The sequence below is a fragment of the Pseudomonas fragi genome (assembly GCF_025426255.1).
Taxonomy (GTDB): Bacteria; Pseudomonadota; Gammaproteobacteria; order Pseudomonadales; family Pseudomonadaceae; genus Aquipseudomonas; species Aquipseudomonas kulmbachensis.
In genome coordinates this window covers 2,403,634-2,426,809 of sequence record NZ_CP104861.1, presented here as the reverse complement: position 1 = coordinate 2,426,809, position 23,176 = coordinate 2,403,634, and the positions used below count along the sequence as shown (strand labels likewise).

At 57.8% G+C, this 23,176-nt stretch carries 14 protein-coding genes; 6 read left to right on the top strand and 8 right to left on the bottom strand.

Annotated elements, in window-relative coordinates; translation table 11 throughout:
- Positions 1–12 precede the first annotated feature (12 nt).
- Entirely contained in the window at positions 13–1,407 is a 1,395-nt protein-coding gene (gene abaF, locus N7D90_RS11055; protein WP_261742193.1) for a fosfomycin efflux MFS transporter AbaF, read from the top strand.
- A gap of 127 nt (positions 1,408–1,534) precedes the next feature.
- On the opposite strand, the gene N7D90_RS11050 is transcribed toward abaF, so the two are convergent.
- From N7D90_RS11050 to N7D90_RS11040, 3 genes are all read right to left on the bottom strand, one after another.
- Positions 1,535–2,545 carry an Ldh family oxidoreductase gene (locus tag N7D90_RS11050; protein ID WP_261742192.1) on the bottom strand — a complete coding sequence of 337 codons (1,011 nt, stop codon included), beginning with the start codon at positions 2,543–2,545 and terminating at the stop codon, positions 1,535–1,537.
- A 61-nt stretch (positions 2,546–2,606) separates the two neighbouring features.
- Positions 2,607–4,733: a bifunctional mannitol-1-phosphate dehydrogenase/phosphatase gene (gene mtlD, locus N7D90_RS11045; protein WP_261742191.1), complete on the bottom strand. Its 2,127-nt coding sequence runs from the start codon at positions 4,731–4,733 to the stop codon at positions 2,607–2,609.
- 564 nt (positions 4,734–5,297) lie between these two features.
- Complete coding sequence (locus tag N7D90_RS11040) at positions 5,298–6,569, bottom strand: hypothetical protein (protein WP_261742190.1); 1,272 nt, start codon at positions 6,567–6,569, stop codon at positions 5,298–5,300.
- 351 nt (positions 6,570–6,920) lie between these two features.
- Here N7D90_RS11040 and N7D90_RS11035 point away from each other — a divergent pair, with 351 nt between their 5' ends.
- From N7D90_RS11035 to N7D90_RS11015, 5 genes are all read left to right on the top strand, one after another.
- The gene (locus N7D90_RS11035) at positions 6,921–9,110 is read left to right on the top strand and encodes a TonB-dependent siderophore receptor (protein WP_261742189.1); all 2,190 of its coding nucleotides are present in this window, start codon (positions 6,921–6,923) and stop codon (positions 9,108–9,110) included.
- Between the two features lie 259 nt (positions 9,111–9,369).
- On the top strand, positions 9,370–10,614 hold the full coding sequence (gene mexE, locus N7D90_RS11030; RefSeq protein WP_261742188.1) for a multidrug efflux RND transporter periplasmic adaptor subunit MexE: 1,245 nt from the start codon (positions 9,370–9,372) through the stop codon (positions 10,612–10,614).
- 15 nt (positions 10,615–10,629) lie between these two features.
- A complete protein-coding gene (locus tag N7D90_RS11025; protein WP_261742187.1) occupies positions 10,630–13,809 on the top strand; it encodes an efflux RND transporter permease subunit in 3,180 nt (1,059 codons plus the stop codon).
- Positions 13,806–15,215, top strand: coding sequence for an efflux transporter outer membrane subunit (locus N7D90_RS11020; RefSeq protein WP_261742186.1), 1,410 nt, complete (start codon positions 13,806–13,808; stop codon positions 15,213–15,215). The genes N7D90_RS11025 and N7D90_RS11020 overlap by 4 nt, the downstream gene beginning before the upstream one ends.
- Positions 15,216–15,421: 206 nt before the next feature.
- Positions 15,422–16,477: a tetratricopeptide repeat protein gene (locus tag N7D90_RS11015; protein ID WP_261742185.1), complete on the top strand. Its 1,056-nt coding sequence runs from the start codon at positions 15,422–15,424 to the stop codon at positions 16,475–16,477.
- Between the two features lie 166 nt (positions 16,478–16,643).
- Here the strand turns inward: N7D90_RS11015 and N7D90_RS11010 are convergent, their stop codons facing one another.
- The 5 genes from N7D90_RS11010 to N7D90_RS10990 form a co-directional block, all read right to left on the bottom strand.
- Entirely contained in the window at positions 16,644–17,021 is a 378-nt protein-coding gene (locus N7D90_RS11010; RefSeq protein ID WP_095000393.1) for a response regulator, read from the bottom strand.
- A gap of 67 nt (positions 17,022–17,088) precedes the next feature.
- The gene (locus N7D90_RS11005) at positions 17,089–18,285 is read right to left on the bottom strand and encodes a hybrid sensor histidine kinase/response regulator (protein ID WP_261742184.1); all 1,197 of its coding nucleotides are present in this window, start codon (positions 18,283–18,285) and stop codon (positions 17,089–17,091) included.
- Positions 18,276–18,884 carry a chemotaxis protein CheB gene (locus N7D90_RS11000; RefSeq protein WP_261742183.1) on the bottom strand — a complete coding sequence of 203 codons (609 nt, stop codon included), beginning with the start codon at positions 18,882–18,884 and terminating at the stop codon, positions 18,276–18,278. The genes N7D90_RS11005 and N7D90_RS11000 overlap by 10 nt, the downstream gene beginning before the upstream one ends.
- Entirely contained in the window at positions 18,881–19,696 is an 816-nt protein-coding gene (locus tag N7D90_RS10995) for a CheR family methyltransferase (RefSeq protein WP_261742182.1), read from the bottom strand. The genes N7D90_RS11000 and N7D90_RS10995 overlap by 4 nt, the downstream gene beginning before the upstream one ends.
- 1 nt (position 19,697) lies before the next feature.
- Entirely contained in the window at positions 19,698–23,174 is a 3,477-nt protein-coding gene (locus N7D90_RS10990; protein ID WP_261742181.1) for a response regulator, read from the bottom strand.
- Positions 23,175–23,176: the final 2 nt, after the last annotated feature.

Below are 23,176 nucleotides of genomic sequence, written 5' to 3'. Positions count from 1 at the left end.
AGGACACACTCCATGTCGACCAAACCCTCTCACGCTACAACCACTCCGGCGGGACTGAAACGCGTCGTGGCCGCAGCCATGGCCGGCACAGTCGCCGAGTGGTATGAGTTCTTCCTCTATGGCACCGCCTCGGCACTGGTCTTCGGCCAGCTGTTTTTCCGCCAGACCGACAGCCCGATTGACGGCATCATCGCCGCCTTCGCCCTGTACGCGGTCGGTTTTCTCGCACGGCCAATAGGCGGTCTGGTGTTCGGTCACTACGGTGACAAATTCGGCCGCAAGCGCTTGCTGCAACTGAGCCTGGTGGTGGTCGGTATCACCACCTTCCTGATGGGTTGCCTGCCTGGTTTCGACAGTATTGGCTATGCCGCGCCGGTGCTGCTGGTGCTACTGCGCCTGATTCAGGGCTTCGCCTTCGGCGGAGAATGGGGCGGTGCCATTTTGCTGGTTTCCGAACACTGCCCGGATAACCGCCGGGGCTTTTGGGCCAGTTGGCCGCAAGCCGGAGTGCCCGCAGGCAATCTGGTAGCCACCGTGGCATTGCTGCTGTTGTCGACAACCTTGTCTGAAGCGGACTTTCTCGCTTGGGGCTGGCGTATAGCGTTCTGGTTCTCGGCAGTTGTGGTACTGATCGGCTACTGGATCCGCACCAGCGTCGATGATGCGCCGATCTTCAAGGAAGCCCAGGCGCGCCAGGCGCAAAACAAGCAACAACAGCTTGGTGTGGTTGAAGTGCTGCGTCACCACTGGCGCTCGGTACTGGTGGGCATCGGTGCCCGCTTTGCGGAAAACATTCTGTACTACACCGTGGTGACCTTCTCGATCACCTACCTGAAACTGGTGGTGCACAAGGACACCTCAGAAATACTGCTGCTGATGTTCGGTGCTCACCTGCTGCATTTTTTCATGATCCCGCTGATGGGCTATCTGTCCGATCTGGTCGGGCGCAAGCCAGTATATCTGGTGGGTGCCGTACTCACTGCGTTCTGGGGTTTTGTCGGATTCCCGATGATGGACACCGGCAACAACTGGCTGATCATGGCGGCCATTACGCTGGGGCTGGCGATTGAGTCGATGACCTACGCACCGTACTCGGCGTTGATGGCCGAGATGTTCCCGACCCACGTGCGTTATACAGCGTTGTCGCTGTGCTACCAGGTAGCGCCGATCTTTGCCGGTTCACTGGCCCCGCTGATCGCCATCACCTTGCTCAACAAGTACCACAGCTCGACACCCATCGCCTGGTATCTGGTCGGAGCATCGCTGATCTCGATCGTTGCCGTCGCCCTGACCCGCGAGACTCGTGGCAAGTCGCTGCATCAGGTTGATGCGGAATCTGCGGCGCGGATCTCGGCGCTGGGCGAGCCTGTTGCGCCAGCTTCTCGTCGTAGTGACTCATTGGCGTAAACACAACCGTCGCCGCTGAGGAGATACTTCAAGCGTGGGAGCGAGCCTGCTCGCGAAGAACATTCGCGAGCAGGCTCGCTCCCACCAGAGCTTGACCTAGAACAGAGTATCTACAAACGCAGCAGGATCAGTTAAGCACCAACGCCTGCAGATCGTTATACAAAGCCTGCGGGATCTGCACCCCCTCCACCTCGCTACGCGCCCGTGCCTCATAGCGTCGTTGTGACGGCAAACGCGCACCCTGCCCTTCAATACCGGCAAACAATACCTCGGCCCGCGCCAGATGCTGCTCGGTGGCAGCCCCCAGAAAACGCTGCGGATCGAACGCGATAATCAACTCGCCATGGTACGGCGACGACTTGCTGCCCGCGTCATACGCCAAGGACTCGGCACTGGTCAAATCGCCGATCAAGGGCCCGGCAATCAACTCCACCATCGCCGCCAGCGCCGAGCCTTTATGCCCGCCGAAAGTCAACATCGCCCCCGTATCGAGCACCACATTGGCATCGGTGCTCGGCTGCCCCTGGGCATCAACCCCCCAACCTTCAGGAATCGCCTTGCCCGCCCGGCGATGCAGCTCGATATCGCCACGGGCGATAGCGCTGGTGGCGAAGTCGAACACAAACGGATCACGCCCCTCCCGTGGCCAGCCGAATGCAATGGGGTTGGTGCCGAACACCGGTTGGCTACCGCCCGCCGGCGCCACCCAGGCATGACTCGGGTTGCAGGCCAGCGCCACCAGCCCGGCTGCGGTCAACTGTTCGATCTCCACCCAGAGTGCCGAGAAGTGCACACAACGATTGATCGCCAATGCCGCTATACCGTTAGCCCGGGTTTTTTCCTCCAGCAATGGCAAACCTGCCTGGAATGCCAATTGGGAAAAACCTCCCGCCGCATCCACACGCACAATTGAAGGCGCCTGATCGATCACTTGTGGCACGGCATCAGCACAAACCTTGCCCGCACGCAGTGAGTTCACACAACCGAGTACCCGGTAAAGCCCGTGGGAAGCACAGCCATCGCGCTCCCCGGCCAGCACCGTAGCGCTCACCGCGCGGGCATGGGCCTGGTTGAAACCGTTATGCAACAAGATCGATTCGGCCAGCTCGTAAGCCTCGGCCAGGGTCAGTCGGATCATCATCAGCTCCTTTAACAGACCTTCCAGACTGGCCCATTGCAGACCTCACCGCTTGATCGAATCAGATCACAGGCATGACGAATTCAGCACAGACGGGGCCATGGAAATGTTCGCAGACAGAGGTGATCAGCGCTGCATCCTTGATCGGGTCCAGCCCCGGATACGGCTGGCCGTTGTAGCTCCCGGTATAGGTCAGCACAGCCTCGATGCTGCCGCTGGCCTGATACAGACTACGCATCAGTTGGCACTCCTGATCCTTGCTGTCGGTTGTGCGCAGCGCGTAGTGCAGCGCCAGTGCAGTGCCGAACTCCAGGGCGCTGCTGTCAATTCCGTGCTTTTTGGCCAGGTCGATACTGCGGAAAATCCGCTCATTACGTTGCAGCTTGCGCAGCGGATCACGCCCCACTCGAGCGCAGGGGTCCTTGAAGGAAGTGTTGCAGCGCTGCAGAAAGGTTTTCGAAAACCCGGTCACGGCATCGGCCATATGCGGGTTTTCGGCCACCAGTGCCGGGCCGACTGCCTCGCCGATCAGGCGCTGCGCCAACTCGCTGACCCGTGGATCGCCCATGCCCTGCCCCAACCAGGAATACCCCAGCAGGCTGGCATACCAGGCAATGATTGCGTGGGGGCCGTTCCACAACAGGTTCTTGATTACCTGGGTCTGGGTGATGTCATCAACAGTCTTCACCTGGCGCAAGCGCTCAAGCAAATTACTGCAGCGCTGGGCATAAAGCGGCATGTCCGGCTCACTGTTGAACAGGATCAAATGCAACTGGCTCAAAGCGTTACTGGACTGGGCGAAAGGCCGAAAGCGGCTGATCAGACGCTCGTATTCCGGCACCGGGGTCCGCGGGGCTGCCGTAGGCACAACCGGTTCATCGCTCAAGCTGTTCTGGAACATCTTCGACTTGATCCGCAACTGGCGCACCAGCGCTTCGTTGGACAGTTTGGAGACAATGCGGCTGACCACGGTCTCGACAAAATGGGTGTTGTCGAGAATCTTGCGCGACAGTTCAGGGGATACCAGCAGCTCCAGTTGCGCCTGCACATGTCGACGGACAAAGTCCGCGCCGCCGACTTTGTTCAGCACAATCAGAATCGTCAATTCACGACCACGGCGCTCGTAGCGACGGATCAGGCCCTTGGCAATAACCCCGGCCTGCTTGCGGATTGCCGTTTCAGGGAGGCTCAGCCCAATGATTTCTGCCACGTCGTACATGCGGATCACCGCTTCGGCGTCGTCCATGTCGATCATGTTCAGGTTTTCGATGGTCTGGTCGAAAGACGTGGCGCTGTAACGCACGCTGAAGCGGCCAAACGCCTGAATGGTTTCGCGCAGCATCCGTGAACGGGTCGCGGCGATAATCTCGCACGGTCGGGTGTAGCCATCCCAATGGGAGAAAATTTGCGTCAGGTAGCCGCCCCCCATCGCACCGAAACCATGAATCCCGGCACTGAATTGATTGAGGGTCGGCGGGAAGCTCTCGGTCAGCGCCGGGGTGCCCAGGTCAGGCATGCACTCGTTCAGGTCGCCCAAAAAGCCGTGCATGCTCAGGTACGCCTTGAGTGCCCCGGCCTTGACCTCGGGCGCCGGAGGCTTGATGTCTTCGATCAGGATCGGCTGCCCTTCGGCGCGTATGGCCGACAGCAGACCGTTTTGCGAGTCTTCCAGCATCAGGCAATGCTGTGGCAGACAATTGAGCGCGCTGGCCGCCTTGAGGAAGATTTCGGGATGGGGTTTGCCCTGGCTGACCTCATCACCGCACACCGTGACATCGAAATACTTGAGCACATTGGCATTGATCAAGTACTCCTCGGCGATAGCCCGGCGACTTGAAGTAGCCACGGCCATGGTCAGACCGTATTTGCGCAGGCGCTCCAGCACTTCGAGCAGACCATCCTTGATCGGCACACCATGATCACGCACAAAAGCCAGTTCCAGCTCATCGGCGCGCAACCTGACCTGTGCGTAGGGGAAGTCCTGACCGTGGTTGGCCTTGGCCAGTTCCTCGGCTTTTTTGGCACTCAAACCCAGTGAGCCGATCAGGGTCTCTTCACTAAGCGGCGTACCGTAAATCTCTAGAGCTGCCTGCTTGAGGGTCTTGAACCTCAGGCGCTCGGTGTCGAACATGGTGCCGTCCATATCGAAGATGGCACTGAAAATTCGTTTGCCCTGAAAATAAATCATGAGTACAGCTCCTTGTAGCGCGAACGTCGATGGGGTCGCTCGCTGAAACGCTTCGGATCAAAAAGTGGTTTCAAATACAAAAACCGGGCAGCAGAACGCACCGTTAAAAGCGGGGCATGCGCGAGCCGGAAGGGCTAGTAGTCAGAAATGATCAGGCGGAGGGAAGTAACACAGGCGCCCATTGGCGCAACTGCCTGAGAAGCAGGGTCTCAGCAGAGGTAAAGCGAAGTGTGAAAGAAGGCGGGAAACAAACCCTGTGACTGCACTGAAGCAGCATTTGACGTGAGGCCCACAGCTTGCAATCAGGGATGCGAAGTGTGAGCCCAACTGGCGATTGATACGTGTGATTCCATCCATATGGCGTTGAAATTTCCTGTATTACGTTGAGTCGGCCTATTAGCTATACCCCATCCAAAGCCTCTAAATCAAGGTTTGCCCCACTACCAACCTGCTGGTTGCCAGGCCGTAGCCACTGCAACAGGATGCGATGGGCGGTGCACCAGCCCCGCTTTTGAAGGCCCTTTGGGCCTTGTCGCAGCCTGCGGCAGCGGCTACAGGACAGTTTCAGATTTCACTGTTCCAGATCACCGTGATATTGCCCTTGTATGTGCTACCCGAGTGCTCATCAATCATTGTTTTGACCTGATCTCGATCGACTTCGAAGTGCAACGTAGCATTGCCGTTATCCACGTACTGGCTGGGCGAAATCACCTCAGGGTTGGTACTTAATAGAAAGCGCTCGAGCGTTTGATTCGAGGCATTACGCAAGCCGCCGGGCAACGTTAATCGCGTAGCCACTGGGACAGTGTGGCCCGCAGCGTTCTTGATCGCGCACTGGTCATTCAATGCGTTATCACACTGCAGCGTTACACTGAACGGCGAGGATGCCCATATTTTGAAGCGCTGGTCGGCCCACAACTTTTCCGGACGTCGCCCCTTGTTCAACCATTGCTGCCAACCGCCTGCAGGGTTAAGGGTGACGGAACCGTAGCCAGCCGGAAACTGAAACTTGAGGGTATGTTCAACGGTCAGGGTGAAGTTCAAGGTGACACTGTCGTCGGTGGCGAGCAGATTATCGCCAAAGTCGAAATCCCCACCCGGGCCCACTGAGTAAGTCAGCGAACCCTCATAAGTTCCAGACTCCATTTTCAGCGGATCAGGGGTGGTCATCCGGTAAGACACGCTAGGATTGCTCAGTCTCAGGCTATCGATCTCATATGATGGGCTTTTGGCACAAATTTCTTCACGTGGTGTCCACCAGAAGTAATTGGCGAAGGTATGGGCGGCCCCCATAAAGCTACCAAGCGTACAGGGCATACTTGCAGCCGCCCCCCATGCACCCGCCCAAAGTCTATTTTGGCTATCATTTGCACCCAACCCCAGCATACCAATCATAACTCCAACATTGCTTGTATTGTGGGTCGCGCTAAAAGCTGTAATGGACAACTTGATCTCAACCGACTGCCCCCTCGAATTTGTTACTAGAACGATTCTGTCATTGGCCGGGATCTTGATCATTGCGCCCTCTCGAGGATTGGCATGCTTGGCGAGAATCGCGCGCTGCGTTCGCGCCTCAAATCGCAAGCTAATACTGAACAGATTACTCGCACGGCACAAAGTGGCGTAGATAGCACAAATACCAGAGTCAGCGGTTGTGTTTTTAAACTCGTTAATCTGCGGGTTGCTCGAATCAGGGGAGAAATGGGCAGAAATCGGGATCGTTACCGCCTGCACCGGGAGTGTTGCAAGCCCTGCCAAGAGCGCCAGACAACAACTTGCAAGTACACGCCCCCCGGAACGGGTTCTATCAGAAACTTTCATGATTTGATCTTTCATCCTGGTGCTCTTGTTGCCCTCAATCTGCTCAAACTTGCATATATCGCTGAGGGGAAGTGTAAATTCATTGAGTTGACGAGCGCCGTTAGCCACGCTGGATACAGCAAAGCAACATCTGCGGGTGATACAAAAACAAAATGATAAAAATGGCTTTAAACGCAAAATCCATACTGGAAGTCACGCACTTTAACTTACGTCAGCAAGCTATTTATGTAGGGATTTTCTCAATTTTTAAACTAAAAAAACGCGCCTTAAAATCATCTGACCGCTACCCTGTGCGGACGGTTATGTATGATGCGCGCTTGAGAAACAGGCCTGGCCTCAAGCCTGCCCATCGTTCAGGAGCTTTGCATGAACATGCTTTACCGGACTTTCAACGAGGGAGAGTCCGCCCCGCGGTTCACGCTCAACCTGCTGACCCTTGGCCTGCTGCTGTCCAGCACAGTGCCTGTGGCCCACGCGGCCAACACCGAACTGCCCGCGACGTCCATTACCGCCGATGACACCGGCGGCTACCAGGCTGACAACGCCTGGGTCGGTGGCTTCGAGGCGGCGCCCCTGCTGGATACCCCTGCGGCGATTTCGGTGTTTACCGACACCCTGATCAAGGATCAACAAGCCCGGCTGCTCAGCGAGGTGTTGCGCAATGACGCTTCCGTGGGTGAAAGCTATGCGCCCATTGGTTATTACGAGAACTTCGTGGTGCGCGGTTTCTCGCTGAACTCGGCCAGCAGCTACAAGATCAACGGCCGCACCATCACCGGCGAGCAAAACGTCGGCCTGGAAAACAAACAGCAGGTGGAGTTGCTCAAGGGCCTGTCCGGCCTGCAAAGCGGCGTTTCCGAGCCCGGCGGCGTGGTGAACTACGTGACCAAACGGGCGGCCGATGTGCGTTCGGTCACCGTTTCGACCGACGACCGTGGCAGTGGCTACCTGGCCACCGATGTGGGTGGCTGGTTCGGCAGTGAGCAGCAGTTCGGGCTACGTGCCAACTTCGCCCATGAAGATCTCCACTCCTATGTTGAACACGCCAATGGCCAGCGCGATTTCGCGGCGGTGGCGTTTGACTGGAACATCAGCCCTGACGCGCTGCTGCAACTGGATGTGGAGTATCAAAACAAGGAGCAGCGTTCGGTGCCGGGCTATCAACTGCTCGGTGGCACCGAGTTGCCGCACCATGCCTCGCCGAAAAAACTGCTGGCGCACCAGAGCGGCTCCAGGCCGGTGACCATTGATTCGCTGAATATCAACGGCAACTTCGAATACCACTTCAGCGAAAACTGGAAAGGCAGCCTCAGCGCCTCGCGCAGCAAGGTGGTGATTGATGACTACAGCTCGTTTGCCTGGGGCTGTTACGGCTCAACCAGTTGCACCAGCACGGTGCCCAACTACTTCAGCCCCGAAGGCGGTTACGACATTTACGACTTCCAGAGCCCGGACGATACCCGGCGCAACGACGAAGTACAGGCCGCACTGAGTGGTCAGTTTGATACGGGCGGCATCGGCCATGAACTGACCGTCGGCAGCAGTGCATTCAGACGTGTGGTCGATCAGCGCGAGCTGGTCAACGAAATGATCGGCAGCGGCAATATCGACAGCGAACCGCAGGACTTTGCGCGCTACGACGGGCCGCTCCAAGACAGCTATCGCCGTCTGGACAGCCGCCAATACGGGGTATTTTTCAACGACCGCATCAGCTTTAACGAACAATGGCAGACCGTAATTGGCGGGCGTGAAGTGCGTCTGGATGAGCGTACCTTCGACGATCAGGGCGACACCACCCGCCATACCCAACGCTACGAGTTCCTGCCCCAGGCCGCACTGATCTACAAGCCGGTGCAAAACCTGTCGCTGTATACCCGCTACAGCAAGGGTTTGTCGCTGGGCGGCACAGCGCCGTGGTATGCCAGCAATGCCTTTGAAATCCTGGCCCCTAGCGTGTCGCGGCAGATCGAGGCTGGGGTCAAGTACGACTGGCGGCGCATCAGCCTGAGCGCCACGCTGTTCCAGATCCGTCAGGACTACCAGTACGCACGTCCCGATGCGACTCCGGGTGAGTTCACCTACGTGCAGCAGGGCGAGCAGAAAAACACCGGTCTGGAACTCGCCGCCAATGGTTGGGCCAGCGAGCGCCTGCAGATTGCAGCCAGTGTGGCGGCGATTCGCTCGCGGGTTACGGGTAGCGGCACCCCTGACTATGAAGGGCACCAAACCATCAATGTGCCAACCCTGCGTGCCAGCCTTTACGGCGATTACGCCCTGCCCTGGGTCGATGGGCTGGCGCTGCTGGGTGGCGTGCAATACAGCGGCAAAAAGTACGCCAGCCAGCAAGGTGGGGTACAGGCGGACGCCTACGCCATCTTCAATATCGGCAGCCGTTACAGCACCCGAATCGAGGGCTATGACACAGTGTTCCGGCTGAGCGTCGACAACCTGTTCGACAAGCGCTACTGGCGCGATGTGGGCGGATACATGGGTGACAACTATGCATTCCAGGGTGCTCCGCTGACGGCCAGGTTGAGTGCCTCGATCAACTTTTGAGGATTACAGTGAAGCAACCGTGGGAGCGAGCCTGCTCGCGAAGGTCTCACCAGGGCTCTTCGCGAGCAGGCTCGCTCCACATCAATAATGAGTTCATGCTTTTTTTAATTGATAGTACCCTAACAAAAAGCGCAGGCTAGAGGGCTCGGTTCGGCTTTCTATCATTCCGGATGATATTGATCTTCGCTGGGTTCGATTCGTGCGCCAGCTCGCGTGCCAGCATTATCCGCCCATCTCAATAGATTGGCGGACTCCCCCCATGGAACGGTCACTTAAACATTTGCGCTTCCCACTCGCGGCCTTGGCCATCGTGGTGATGAGCGCATGCGGTAAAACACCACAAGCGACTGCTCCTGCTTCCGCTGCAAAAGTCAGTGTGGCCAAGGTGCTGGAACAGCCGGTCAATGAATGGGACGAATTCACAGGTCGCCTCGAAGCACCGGAAACCGTAGAAATTCGTCCACGCGTGTCGGGCCAGATTGATCAGGTCGCCTTTACCGAGGGCGCCCTGGTGAAAAAGGGCGACCTGCTGTTCCAGATTGATCCGCGCCCGTTCCAGGCTGAAGTACGTCGTCTTGAAGCCGAGGTGCAACAAGCCCGCGCCAACGCTACCCGCAGTGAAAACGAAGCCCAGCGCGGCGAACGTCTGCGCCAAAGCAATGCCATCTCGGCTGAGCTGGCCGACTCGCGCAGCACAGCTTCCCAGGCTGCACGCGCCGGTGTCGCGGCGATCCAGGCACAGCTGGACCTGGCAAAACTCAACCTGAGCTTTACCCGCGTCACCTCGCCAATCAGTGGCCGCGTCAGCCGTGCCGAAATCACCGCAGGCAACATCGTCAGCGCGGATGTCACGCCGCTGACCAGCGTAGTGTCCACCGACAAGGTGTATGCCTACTTTGACGCAGACGAGCGTGTGTTCCTCAAGTACAGCCAGCTTGCCCGCCAGGGCCAACGCGGCCAGAGCACGCCGGTGTACCTCGGCTTGTCCAATGAAGACGGCAACCCGCATCTGGGCCAGATGAATTTCGTCGATAACCAGGTCAACCCGAAAACCGGCACCATCCGTGGTCGCGCCGTGTTCGACAACACCGACGGCAGCTTCACTCCTGGGCTGTATGCGCGATTGAAGCTGGTCGGCAGCGGCACTTACTCCGCTGTGCTGATCAATGACGAAGCGGTCGGCACTGACCTGGGCAAAAAATTCGTGCTGGTGATGGGTGACGACAACAAGTCGGTGTACCGCGCCGTTGATCTTGGTCCGAAAATCGAAGGCCTGCGCATTGTTCGCAGCGGCCTGAACAAGGACGACACGATCATCGTCAAGGGCTTGCAGAAAGTGCGCCCTGGCTCACCGGTGACGCCTGAGGTGATCCCGATGGCCAACGAACAAACCCTCGCCGCACTGGCACAACAACGACAAGCCCTGGAAGCCAGCAACCTGTCACCTGCCAAGCCCGCCTCTGGCGCGCCGAAGCTGGCCAGCGTCGCGACTCCTCGCGGTTAAGGGACGAAAACACCGATGAATTTTTCCCAGTTCTTCATCCAGCGGCCGATTTTCGCCGCTGTGCTTTCACTGTTGATACTGATTGCGGGCGGCATTTCGCTGTTCCAATTACCTATCAGTGAATACCCGGAAGTGGTTCCGCCTACCGTCGTGGTGCGCGCCAGCTTCCCGGGTGCCAACCCTAAAGTGATCGGCGAAACCGTCGCAGCGCCGTTGGAACAAGCCATTACCGGTGTTGAAAACATGTTGTACATGTCTTCGCAGTCCACCGCTGACGGCAAGATCACCCTGACCATCACCTTTGCCCTGGGCACTGACCTGGACAACGCTCAGGTGCAGGTGCAAAACCGCGTCACCCGGACCCAGCCCAAGCTGCCCGAAGAAGTGACGCGCATCGGTATCACGGTAGACAAGGCTTCGCCCGACCTGACCATGGTTGTGCACTTGACCTCCCCGGACCAGCGCTACGACATGCTGTACCTGTCCAACTACGCCATCCTCAATATCAAGGATGAGCTGGCACGGCTGAACGGCATCGGCGATGTGCAACTGTTCGGCATGGGTGACTACTCGTTGCGGGTGTGGCTCGATCCAAACAAGACCGCGTCGCGCAACCTGACCGCTACCGATGTGGTCACCGCCATCCGCGAGCAAAACCGCCAGGTGGCTGCCGGTGCGCTGGGTGCCCCCCCTGCCCCCAACGCAACCAGCTTCCAGCTGTCGGTTAACACCCAGGGCCGACTGGTCAGTGAGGAAGAGTTCGAAAACATCATTATTCGCTCCGGCGATGATGGCCAGATCACTCGCCTCAAAGACATAGCTCGGGTTGAACTGGGTTCCAGCCAGTACGCCCTGCGTTCCTTGCTGAACAACCAACCGGCGGTGGCGATACCGATCTTCCAGCGCCCAGGCTCCAATGCAATCCAGATATCCAATGACGTTCGCGCCAAGATGGCCGAACTGAAACAGAACTTCCCGGAAGGCATGGACTTCGACATCGTGTATGACCCGACAATCTTCGTTCGCGGTTCGATCGAAGCGGTAGTCCATACCCTGTTTGAAGCACTGATTCTGGTAGTACTGGTTGTTATCCTGTTCCTGCAAACTTGGCGCGCCTCGATTATTCCGTTAGTGGCCGTGCCCGTATCGCTGATCGGTACGTTTGCTGTGATGCATATGTTCGGCTTTTCGCTCAACGCCCTGTCGCTGTTCGGGCTGGTGCTGGCCATCGGTATCGTGGTCGACGATGCCATTGTGGTGGTGGAGAACGTCGAGCGGAATATCGAACTGGGGCTCAACCCGGTGGACGCCACCAAGCGGGCCATGCGTGAAGTGACCGGCCCGATCATCGCCACCGCCCTGGTACTGTGTGCGGTGTTTATCCCGGCTGCATTTATCTCGGGCCTGACCGGACAGTTCTATAAGCAGTTCGCTCTGACCATCGCGATTTCGACGGTGATCTCGGCTTTCAACTCGCTGACCTTGTCCCCTGCCCTGGCCGCTGTACTGCTCAAGGGTCATAACGCACCGAAAGACCGCTTCACCCGTGTACTTGATCGACTGTTCGGGAGCTGGCTGTTCGGTCCGTTCAACCGCTTCTTCGTCAAGGCCAGTAATGGCTACGTCGGCACCGTGCGCCGGATTATTCGTGGCAGCGGGATCGCAATGCTGGTGTATGCAGGTTTGATGGTGTTGACCTGGGCCGGTTTTGCCCACACCCCGACCGGTTTTGTACCGCCGCAAGACAAGCAATATCTGGTGGCCTTTGCTCAACTGCCAGACGCCGCGAGCCTGGATCGTAGCGAAGAGGTGATCAAACGCATGTCGGAGCTGGCCCTCAAGCAGCCCGGTGTTGCCAACTCGATCGCCTTCCCCGGCCTGTCGATCAATGGTTTCACCAACAGCCCGAACAGCGGCATCGTGTTTGTCGCGCTCAAGGACTTCGATCAACGCAAGGACCCAAGCCAGTCAGCCGCAGCTATTGCCGCCACGCTGAATGCAGAGTTTGCGGATATCCAGGAAGCCTATATCGCGATCTTCCCGCCACCACCAGTACAAGGGCTGGGCACCATTGGCGGCTTTCGCCTGCAAGTCGAGGACCGCGCTGGCCTGGGCTATGACGAACTGTACAAGGAAGTGCAGAACGTAATTGCCAAGAGCCATAGCGTGCCGGAACTGGCCGGGTTGTTCACCAGCTATCAGGTCAACGTTCCGCAAGTCGATGCTGCCATCGACCGCGAAAAAGCCAAGACTCATGGCGTTGCCATCAGCGACATCTTCGACACCCTGCAGATCTATCTGGGCTCGCTGTATGCCAACGATTTCAACCGCTTCGGTCGCACTTATCAGGTCAACGTACAAGCCGAGCAGCAGTTCCGTCTGGAGCCCGAGCAGATTGGCCAACTGAAAGTGCGCAACAACAAGGGCGAAATGATCCCGCTGGCGACCTTCATCAAGATCAGCGACACCGCAGGCCCGGATCGCGTCATGCACTACAACGGTTTTGTCACCGCAGAAATCAACGGCGCAGCGGCACCGGGCTACAGCTCGGGTCAAGCTGAAGCGGCGATGGAGAAACTGCTCAAGGAAGAACTGCCTAACGGCATGACCTTCGAATGGACTGAGCTGACCTATCAGCAAATCCTTTCAGGCAATACCGCCCTGTTCGTGTTCCCGCTCTGCGTACTGCTGGCGTTCCTGGTACTGGCCGCCCAATACGAAAGCTGGAGCCTGCCGCTGGCGGTGATCCTGATCGTACCGATGACGCTGCTATCAGCGATTACCGGGGTGATTCTGTCGGGAGGCGACAACAACATCTTCACCCAGATCGGATTGATCGTACTGGTGGGGTTGGCGTGCAAGAACGCGATTTTGATTGTCGAGTTTGCCAAGGACAAGCAGGAAGAAGGCATGAACCCGCTGGATGCGGTACTGGAAGCCTGCCGCCTGCGTCTGCGGCCGATCCTGATGACGTCGTTCGCCTTCATCATGGGTGTGGTGCCTCTGGTGCTCTCCAGCGGCGCCGGTGCAGAAATGCGTCACGCCATGGGTGTAGCGGTGTTCTCCGGGATGCTCGGGGTGACCTTCTTCGGTCTGCTGCTGACGCCGGTGTTCTACGTCTTGATCCGCCGTTATGTGGAGCGCAGTGAAGCGCGCAAAGCCGCCAAACACCTCAAGCTGGAGTCGCAACAATGAGCGTGAGAGTATTCCTGCCAAGCCTGTTGGTACTGGCTTTGAGCGCCTGCGCCGTTGGCCCGGACTACAAAACCCCGGCGACAGAACCTGCACATATCAGTGCCGACAACCTCAAGGGTTTTGACCGAGCGCATTTTGAAGGGATCTGGTGGCAGCAGTTTGATGACCCGACCCTCAACCAGTTGGTGACTCAGTCACTGGCTGGCAACCGCGAGCTGCGCGTGGCATTTGCCCGCCTGCGCGCGGCCCGGGCGATCCGTGATGACGTCAGCAATGACGCCATGCCGACCATCACCAGCCGAGTCAGCAGCGATGTCGGCAAGGGCCAGATTCCAGGGACCACCGAGAAGCGCGTCAACAGTGAGCGCTATGACCTGGGCCTGGACATGGCCTGGGAAATCGATCTGTTTGGCCGCATCCAGCGTGAGCTGGAGGCCAGCGACGCCGACGAACAAGGGGCTGCAGCCGATTTGTATCAGTTGCAAGTGACCATGATTGCCGAGCTGGTGGACGCCTACGGTGAGTTGCGCGGTGCACAACTGCGCGAGCGTATTGCCCTGGCCAACCTGAAAAACCAGCAAGATTCCAAGGCCATTACCGAAAGCCTGCGTGACGCAGGCGTTGGTGACGAACTGGACGTGATGCGCGCTGATGCTCGCTTGGCGGCAGTTGAGGCAAGTGTGCCGCAATTGCAGGCCGAACAAGTACGCGAACGCAATCGTATCGCCACCTTGCTGGGCCAACGCCCTGAGCAGCTCAGCGTTGACCTGAGCCCGGCGCAGCTGCCGGCGATTGCCAAAGCCTTGAACATCGGTAACCCCGGTGACCTGCTGCAGCGCCGACCCGACATCATGAGTGCCGAGCGCAAGCTGGCCGCGGCCACTGCCCGGATCGGGGTGGCCAAGGCCGACTTGTTCCCTCGGGTCAGCTTGAGCGGCTTCCTCGGTTTTACCGCCGGGCGTGGTTCGCAAATCGGTTCGGCTGCGGCCAATGCTTGGGCCCTCGGCCCGCGCATTACCTGGCCAGCGTTTGATCTGGGCAGCGTGCGTGCACGCCTGCGCGGTGCCGACGCAGAAGCCGATGGCGCCCTGGCCAGTTATGAACAGCAAGTGCTGTTGGCACTGGAAGAGTCAGAAAACGCTTTTAGTGATTACGGCAAACGCCAGCAGCGTTTGGTGTCGCTGATTCGTCAAAGCGAATCCAGCCGAACTGCCGCTGACCTGGCTGCTATCCGCTACCGCGAAGGCACAGTGGACTTTCTGGTCCTGCTCGACGCCCAGCGCGAGCGTTTGGCGGCTGAAGACAGCCAGGCCCAGGCCGAGGTTGAGCTGTATCGCGGCGTAGTGGCCATCTACAAAGCGCTGGGTGGCGGCTGGCAAGCCGAGACCGTCGCAAGCGCGCACTGATTCAACGAGCTCCTTTGGTTGGCCGCAACCAACCATTTTTTAGCCCCGCGCTCATTCGGTCGCGGGGCTTTTTTTATCCGCCAGTGTCGCCAGGCTGCGGCGCCGGTCGTAGCCTCGCCTCGCTCTTCAACGGCTACAGCGTTTGACTCAAGCCCTCTACTGTCCCAATCTTGCACCTCATACGCTCGCCTGTTTCTGGATATTGGATGACCCAGCCACGCCGCTACCTCGTCATCAGCCTTCTGTCCGCGGTTATTGCTGCGGGTCTTTGGTATTCGATGCGCCCTGCTCCGACTGTCCCGACGCCCACTCTGAGCCAACGTTATTCCATCGCACTGGATATGGCCCAAAACGGTAAGCCCGGTGCCGCTCGCGTGCTCTATCAGCAACTTGCGCGCAACGACTTGACCGATGCGCGCCGCGTCAAACTGCATGCCGAGTTGCCTAACTACCCAAGCCCACAGGCGCTGAAGTTGGCCGACGCCGATTTGCACAGCACCTCACCACTGGTGCGCACGGCTGCGATCCAGAGCATTGTCGGGCTGGTACCCAACGCCCAGCGCACGCTGCTGCTGGGGCCGCTATTGGATGATCCGGAGCAGACTGTGCGTTTTGCTGCGGCCAATGCCCTGCTCGGGTTGTCCCCGGATGAACAGGGGCTGTACTTCGGCCCGTTGCAGCAAGTAATCGACGAGTTCGAGCGCGACCTCAAGACCCGTCCCGACGACCCGCAAGCTCAGGGTCAGCTTGCCCGGCTGTACCTGCACGAAGGGCAACTGGATAACGCCCAGGCTGCACTGGAACAAATGACCCGCCTGGCTCCGGACGACATCAAGGCCGTGGCCGCGCAGATTGACCTGCTGGATAAGCGCGGCCAAGCGGAGCAAGCGCGCCAATTATTGGCCAGCCAACTTGAGGCACATCCTGACTCGGCTTACTTGCAACATACGCTGGGAATCTGGCTGCTCAATCACGGCCAGACCGAGTACGCCCTGCTCGGTCTAGCCAAGGCCGTGGAGCTGGAGCCTGACAACAGTGATTACCGCTACAAGCTGGCCACCGCCCTGCATGACCTCGACCAACTGGAAGCTGCGCAACGCCAGCTCGAAGAGCTGCTGCAACGCCAGCCTGCCAATCGCAAGGCACGGGTGTTGTTGATCGGCTACTGGAAAGAAGCCGGGCAATTGCAGAACGTGCAGGTGTTGCTCGCGCAACTGGAGCAGCAGAACCCGGATGATCCGGCGTTGCAGCAGGGGCTTTGAAACACCTGATTACGTAGCAGCTGCCGAAGGAACGAGGCTGCGTTCGGCGGCGTAGCCGTCGTAAAATCGAGCAACACGGTAATCTGGTACTCCCCGATTGCCGGGATTGCGAGCGCTGCGCACTCGAACGCAGCCTCGTTCCTTCGGCAGCTGCTACAAGTTTGGGTCAGGCCAGCAGTTTCTGGATTTGGGCCTGCAGCGTGTCGAGGTCGAACGGCTTGGCCAGAATCGGCGCCGTCAGGGTAATCGGGCTGCCCGTGTCACGGATTTCTGCCGGGTAACCACTGATAAAGATGACTTTCAAATCAGGTCGCAACTTCAGCGCAGGCTCGGCGATCTGTACCCCCGAAATACCTCCCGGCAGGCGAAAGTCGGTGACCATAAGATCCAGGTGCGGCTTGCTGGCCAATATTTCGAAGGCCTGCTCACCGTTTTCAGCCTGCAATACCCGATAGCCCTCGCCGGACAAGTAGGCACTAAGGACCATCAGGATCGAGGGATCGTCTTCGACAATCAAAACAACATCTTGCGCATCTTCACTCATGGGGAACCTTAATTCATGCAGTCGCTGCCCAGTAAGACTCCGGGCATGGTCACAGGTTGCATCGAGTTTATGTCTTTTGTACCAGCGGCAGGCAAACCCTGAACAAGGCACCCTCGCCCAATGCACTCTGTACGCTGATTGTACCGCTGTGGGCGGCGACTATCTGCTCCGAAATAAACAGGCCCAAACCCAGCCCCGCGATGACATGGCTGGATGAAACCCGTTCAAACTGCTGAAAAACCCGCTGCTGGTTTTCTTCGCTGATGCCAATGCCTTGGTCGCGCACGTCGACCACCGCCTGGCCACTTTCGATATAAACAGACACATCAATGGGCTTTTTTGCGCCATAGCGCAAGGCGTTGGTCAGCAGGTTGGAAATCACCTGCTCGATCCTGAACTCATCCCACTGCCCCACCACTGGCTGCTCTGCCGTGAAGTTGACACTCGACTGCGCCGCGCTGATCTGCGCCGAGAAGCTTTCCAGTAGCTGCGCGACGGTTTGGGCCAAATCGAACTGGCCAGGGCGGATAGACAGCTTGCCGGTGCGGATCCGCGATACGTCGAGCATGTCTTCGATCAGGCGGATCAGGCTCTGGATCTGGCGCTCATCACGCTCGACCATGGCCTGCATCTTGTCCATGGTGAACGCCGCCGCGTTATCGCGGGCCAGGTGCATCTTGCGCAGTTGGGTTTCCAGGATCAGGCCGTTTAGCGGGGTGCGCACCTCATGGGAGACGATCGACATAAAGTCATCGCGCATGCGTACCGCATGTTCCAGTTCAACCTGGGTCAATTGCAACTGTGCCAGCAAAGTTTCCTGCTCGCGACGGCTCTGTTCCAAGGCTTCGACCTGCTGCTTCATTGCCTTGCTCTGGCGATACAGCTCGACAAATACATTGACCTTGCTTTTGACCGCATGGATATCCAGCGGTTTGTGCAAAAAGTCGACCGCGCCGCTTTCGTAGCCCTTGAAGGCATAGTTCATTTCGCGCCCGGCGGCGCTGACAAACACGATCGGGATGTTTTTGGTCTTGGCCGTGCCACGCATCAACTCGGCCAGTTCAAAACCGTTCATGCCGGGCATTTGCACATCAAGAATGGCCATTGCGAACTCATGCTGCAGCAGCAACGACAACGCCTCATCCGCAGACAGGGCCTTGTATACGATGCGGTCCTCGCGCTTGATCAACGCTTCGAGCGCCAGCAGGTTTTCCGGCAGATCATCGACGATCAGCAGTTTGGCTTGAATATCACTTAGTAGCATGCGTTATGTTCCAGCTCGACGAGCAGACGGCCAATGCCGCGCAAGGGAAGAATGCAGTCCGGTTGGCACAGATCCAGTGCCGCTCGCGGCATGGTCGAAACCTGAGCTTCGTCAGGGTCCTGGATGATCGTCAAACCGCCCAATTCCTTGACCAGGCTCATTCCCCGCGCACCATCCTGGTTGGCGCCCGTCAGTAATACCGCAGCCAAACGCTGTTGATACACGTCGGCTGCGGATTCAAAAAGGTAATCAATGGCAGGTCGTGAGTAATGCACTCGCTCCTCCTGACTCAAGGAAAAACTGTGATCATGCTCGATCGACAGGTGATACCCAGGGGCTGCAAAGTACAAGGTGCCCGGCTCGATTGGCTGTTTGTCCTGAGCCTCCCTGACCGGTACTGGCAAGCGCCGGGCAAACACCTCGGCCACTTGGCTGCGACGCTCGTCAGGCAAATGCAGGACCACAATGATCGGCAGGCGAAAACCGGGTTTGAGGTCGGCGAAAATCGTCAGCAAGGCTTCGACGCCGCCCGCAGAAGCCCCGATCACCACCGCTTCGACAGGTCCCTGGTTAGCCCAGTAGCTGTTTTGGACAGTCATAGCTTGCGATAGATCCGTTCTTGTTTGAGCACGGATGTGAATTGCTTGCTGTAGTCCGAAAAATCCAGGGTTTCCTTGCTGCCAAGCATCAAGAAGCCGCGATGGCAGAGCGACTCCTCGAACAGCCCAAAGGCTCTGTTTTGAAGATTTTTATTGAAGTAAATCAATACGTTACGGCATGAAATTAAATTGGTTTCCGAGAACACACTATCGGTCGCCAGGCTGTGATCAGCGAACGTCACGTTCTCGCGCAACGTCTTGTCAAAAATCGCGTAGTCATAGGCGGCGGTGTAGTAATCGGCAAACGAGCGCTGACCACCGGCCTTTTGGTAGTTGTGGGTATAAGCTCGAATGTTCTCCAGGGAAAAAATCCCCTGCTTGGCTTTTTCCAGGGACCGCGGATTGATATCGGTTGCGTAGATAATGGTGCGGTCCAGCAGGCCTTCCTCACGCAGCAGGATGGCCATCGAGTACACCTCCTCGCCGGTGCTGCAACCCGCAATCCAGATTTTCAGCGACGGGTAGGTCTTGAGGATCGGCACCACCTCCTGGCGAATTGCCAGGAAATGCTCCGGGTCGCGAAACATCTCGCTCACGGGAATGGTCAGGAACTGCAGCAACTGCATAAAGGCCGTAGGGTCATGCAGGATGCGCTCCTGCAGGGCCGAAATGGTGTTGCAGTCGAACTGACGCAATGCGTGATTGACCCGACGCTTGATCGAAGCGCCGGAGTAATCGCGAAAGTCATAACTGTATTTGAGATAGATCGCTTCGATCAGCAGCCTTAACTCAATATCGGTGTTTCGATGCACTTTAGAGTCGTTCCATTTTCGGTAGCCAGACCCGGATCAAGGAAAACAGCCGGTCCAGGTCAATCGGTTTGGCCAGGTAATCATTCGAGCCCGCTTGCAGGCAGCGTTCCTGATCGTCCTTCATCGCCTTGGCCGTGACCGCAATGATCGGCAGCTTGCGCCAGCGTGGATTCTTGCGAATTTCAACGGTGGCTTCGTAGCCGTCCATCTCCGGCATCATTACGTCCATCAACACCAGGTCGATGTCTTCAATTTCGTTCAAGCGCTCGATGGCTTCACGGCCATTGCGGCCAATAACCACAATGGCGCCTTTTTGCTCCAGCGCACTGGTCAGGGCAAAGATATTTCGTACATCGTCATCCACCAGCAAAATCTTGCGCCCCTCAAAGACCTTGTCGCGGCTGCGAGCGGTCTTGAGCATCGTTTGCCGCTCATGGGACAACTGAGATTCAACTTTGTGCAGAAATAATGTCACTTCATCCAGCAAGCGCTCCGGCGAGCGGGCACCCTTGATGATGATGGAGCGCGAATACTTGCGCAGCTCGGCCTCTTCATCGCGGGTCAGGTTGCGCCCGGTGTACACGATCACCGGCGGGAACGAGCAGATATCCTCGGTCGACATGCGCTTGAGCAAATCGTTGCCCAGCATGTCCGGCAACTTGAGGTCGATAATCATGCAGTCGTAAATATTGCTGCGCAGCAGGTCGAGTGCCTCTTGGGCGAAGCCAACTGCGGTGATTTGAATATCATCGTCGCCGATCAGGCGGGCAATACTATCGCGCTGCAGGTCATCGTCTTCAACCAGCAACACGCGTTTGACCTTCTGCGTGAGCTTGGCCTCCAGACGGGCGAATACATTTTTCAGTTCCTCGCGACTGGTGGGTTTAACCGCATAGCCCACTGCGCCCATGTGCATCGCCGCCTCGACTCGATCTTCGACGGAAATCACGTGAACCGGGATGTGCCGGGTAGGTGCCAGCGCCTTAAGGCGCTGCAATACAGTCAGTCCGGAGTGATCCGGCAGGCGCATATCGAGCAGGATTGCATCAGGAATAAACTCTGCGGCCAGGCTGAAACCTTCGTCCGCGCCATGGGCAACCAGGCAGCGATAACCCAGCTCATGCGCAAGATCGAAGAGGATGTGCGCAAAATTAGGCTCGTCTTCAATCACCAAAATACAGCGCGTGGAAAACGGAGCCTGTTCCCGGTCATCCATAAAACGTGGGATGTCGAGCGGTGCAACCACCGCTGGCAGCGGTTGGGGCTTGGCGGCCACCAGCGCAACCCGTGGCGCGGCGGCAATCGGCAGTTGGGCAGGTTCTTGCCCGTGCTCTACATACTGCTCAGGCAGGATCAGGGTAAAGATGCTGCCCTGCCCCTGTTTACTGCTGACATTGATCGAGCCACCGAGCAGGGTCGCCAGATCCCTGGAGATCGACAAGCCAAGTCCAGTGCCCCCATAACGGCGGTTGGTGGTGCCATCGGCCTGACGGAAGGCTTCGAAGATGCTGTCCTGTTGCTCCGGGGCAATACCGATCCCGGAATCACTGACCGCAAACGCAATGCCAACACCCGGCTGACGCGACACGGCCAGGCTGACCCGACCTTTTTCAGTGAACTTGATCGCATTGGACAGCAGGTTTTTAAGAATCTGCTCCAGGCGCTGGCTGTCGGTGTAGATTATCGACGGAGTGCCAGACTGCAACTGGACTTCAAAGGCCAGCGACTTTTCACCCGCCAGTGGCTGGAACATGCCGCGCAAACCTTCGACCACTCGCGCCACGCTGGTGTTCTCGGGGCGTACTTCGAGCTTGCCGGCTTCGACCTTGGAGATATCCAGAATGTCGTTGATCAGGTTAAGCAGGTCATTGCCCGCCGAATAGATCGACTCGGCAAACTTGACCTGCTCTGCGCTGAGGTTCTGTTGCGGGTTTTCCGACAGCAGTTTGGCCAAAATCAGTGAGCTGTTCAGCGGCGTACGCAACTCGTGGGACATATTGGCCAGGAATTCGGACTTGTACTTGCTGGAGCGCTGCAACTCTTCGGCGCGCTCTTCAAGCTGCACTTGCACCTGATTAAGCTGACTGTTCTTGCGGTCCATCGCATCGCGCTGGCCTGCCAGTTCTTCGTTGGTCTGCTCAAGCTCGGCCTGCTGGGTTTCGAGGCTGGTTTGCGACTCTTTGAGTATGCGCGACTGCTCTTCGAGCTCTTCGTTAGCGGTTTTGAGTTCTTCCTGCTGCACTTGCAGTTGCTCATTGAGCTGCTGAGTCTCGGCCAGCACCTCTTGCAGACGCTGACGATAGCGCGCGGCCTCAATCGACATGCCAATGTTGTCGGCAATCAGTTCGAACAGCTCGATATCCCGATCGGTCAGAGGCCTGAGAAAGCCCAGTTCGATGACGCCATTGACCCGATCATCATCGCTGGTGGGTACTACCAGCACGCTGCGCGGACTGCCTTCGCCCAACCCTGAGCTGACTTTTAAGCAGTAGTCGGCGGGCACGTCGTCCAGGCGAATCAGCTGATCCTGCTGTGCGGCCTGCCCAACAATGCCTTCGTCATTGTGGATCAGTTGATCCTGCGCTTCTTGCTCGCGAGAAAAACCATAACTGGCCACACGCTTGAGGCCACCGTGATCTTCACGTACATACACCGCAGCGACCACTGACCCCAGGTACTGGGCGCAGAACTGCAGAATATTACGGCCCAGCATATTGAGGGTCAGACGGCCCAGCACCTGTTCGGCCAGTTCAGTTTGCCCGTTACGCAGCCATGCCTGCTGCTCGAGACGCTGCGCAGTCTTGATTTGTGACTCGAAGGCATTGTTGTAACTACTTGAAAGTTCGATTAAATCACGACGCCCGATATAGGCCAGAAAGCCGCTCAAACCCAATACAAAAAACAGATAAAGGCCAACACTGATGATTGTCGTGCGACTGACATCTTCACTGCGGGTGACCCGCAGTTGCTGCTCCATTTGGATGAAGTCGTCGTATTCCTTGCGAATGACATCGCTCAGGCGCTTACCTCGACCGGCCTGTACCGCCGAGCGGTAGTCACCGTCCTGACGGCGCATATCGACCATCGATTGCGCATAGGTATTCCACTCCTCTTGCAGCGCTTCCAAGCGCTTGAGGCGGTCGACCTGTTGCGGGTTATCCCTGACCAATTCCTGCAAACCCTTCAATTGCACATTGATCTGCGGTTTGGCCACGGCATAGGGGTCGAGAAAATGTTCATCGCCGGTGATCAGAAAACCGCGCATGCCGGTCTCCAAATCGACCGTCAGGCGCACGGCTTCGTTGGCATTACTGATAACCCGGTCACTGTGTTCAACCCACCTGATCACTGACAACAAATAGCTGACCATAACCACAAACAGTGCGGCACTAAGCACACCGACGGCTAAAGGCAAGCCAACGTTGCGACTCAAGAGCTTACGAAAGCTGCGCTCATCAATTGATGCGGGTGAGTTCATTC

Coding starts and splice junctions, on each gene's coding strand:
- abaF (WP_261742193.1), top strand. CDS start 13: ATGTCGACCAAACCCTCTCACGCTACAACCACTCCGGCGGGACTGAAA.
- N7D90_RS11050 (WP_261742192.1), bottom strand. CDS start 2,545: ATGATCCGACTGACCCTGGCCGAGGCTTACGAGCTGGCCGAATCGATC.
- mtlD (WP_261742191.1), bottom strand. CDS start 4,733: ATGATTTATTTTCAGGGCAAACGAATTTTCAGTGCCATCTTCGATATG.
- N7D90_RS11040 (WP_261742190.1), bottom strand. CDS start 6,569: ATGAAAGATCAAATCATGAAAGTTTCTGATAGAACCCGTTCCGGGGGG.
- N7D90_RS11035 (WP_261742189.1), top strand. CDS start 6,921: ATGAACATGCTTTACCGGACTTTCAACGAGGGAGAGTCCGCCCCGCGG.
- mexE (WP_261742188.1), top strand. CDS start 9,370: ATGGAACGGTCACTTAAACATTTGCGCTTCCCACTCGCGGCCTTGGCC.
- N7D90_RS11025 (WP_261742187.1), top strand. CDS start 10,630: ATGAATTTTTCCCAGTTCTTCATCCAGCGGCCGATTTTCGCCGCTGTG.
- N7D90_RS11020 (WP_261742186.1), top strand. CDS start 13,806: ATGAGCGTGAGAGTATTCCTGCCAAGCCTGTTGGTACTGGCTTTGAGC.
- N7D90_RS11015 (WP_261742185.1), top strand. CDS start 15,422: ATGACCCAGCCACGCCGCTACCTCGTCATCAGCCTTCTGTCCGCGGTT.
- N7D90_RS11010 (WP_095000393.1), bottom strand. CDS start 17,021: ATGAGTGAAGATGCGCAAGATGTTGTTTTGATTGTCGAAGACGATCCC.
- N7D90_RS11005 (WP_261742184.1), bottom strand. CDS start 18,285: ATGCTACTAAGTGATATTCAAGCCAAACTGCTGATCGTCGATGATCTG.
- N7D90_RS11000 (WP_261742183.1), bottom strand. CDS start 18,884: ATGACTGTCCAAAACAGCTACTGGGCTAACCAGGGACCTGTCGAAGCG.
- N7D90_RS10990 (WP_261742181.1), bottom strand. CDS start 23,174: ATGAACTCACCCGCATCAATTGATGAGCGCAGCTTTCGTAAGCTCTTG.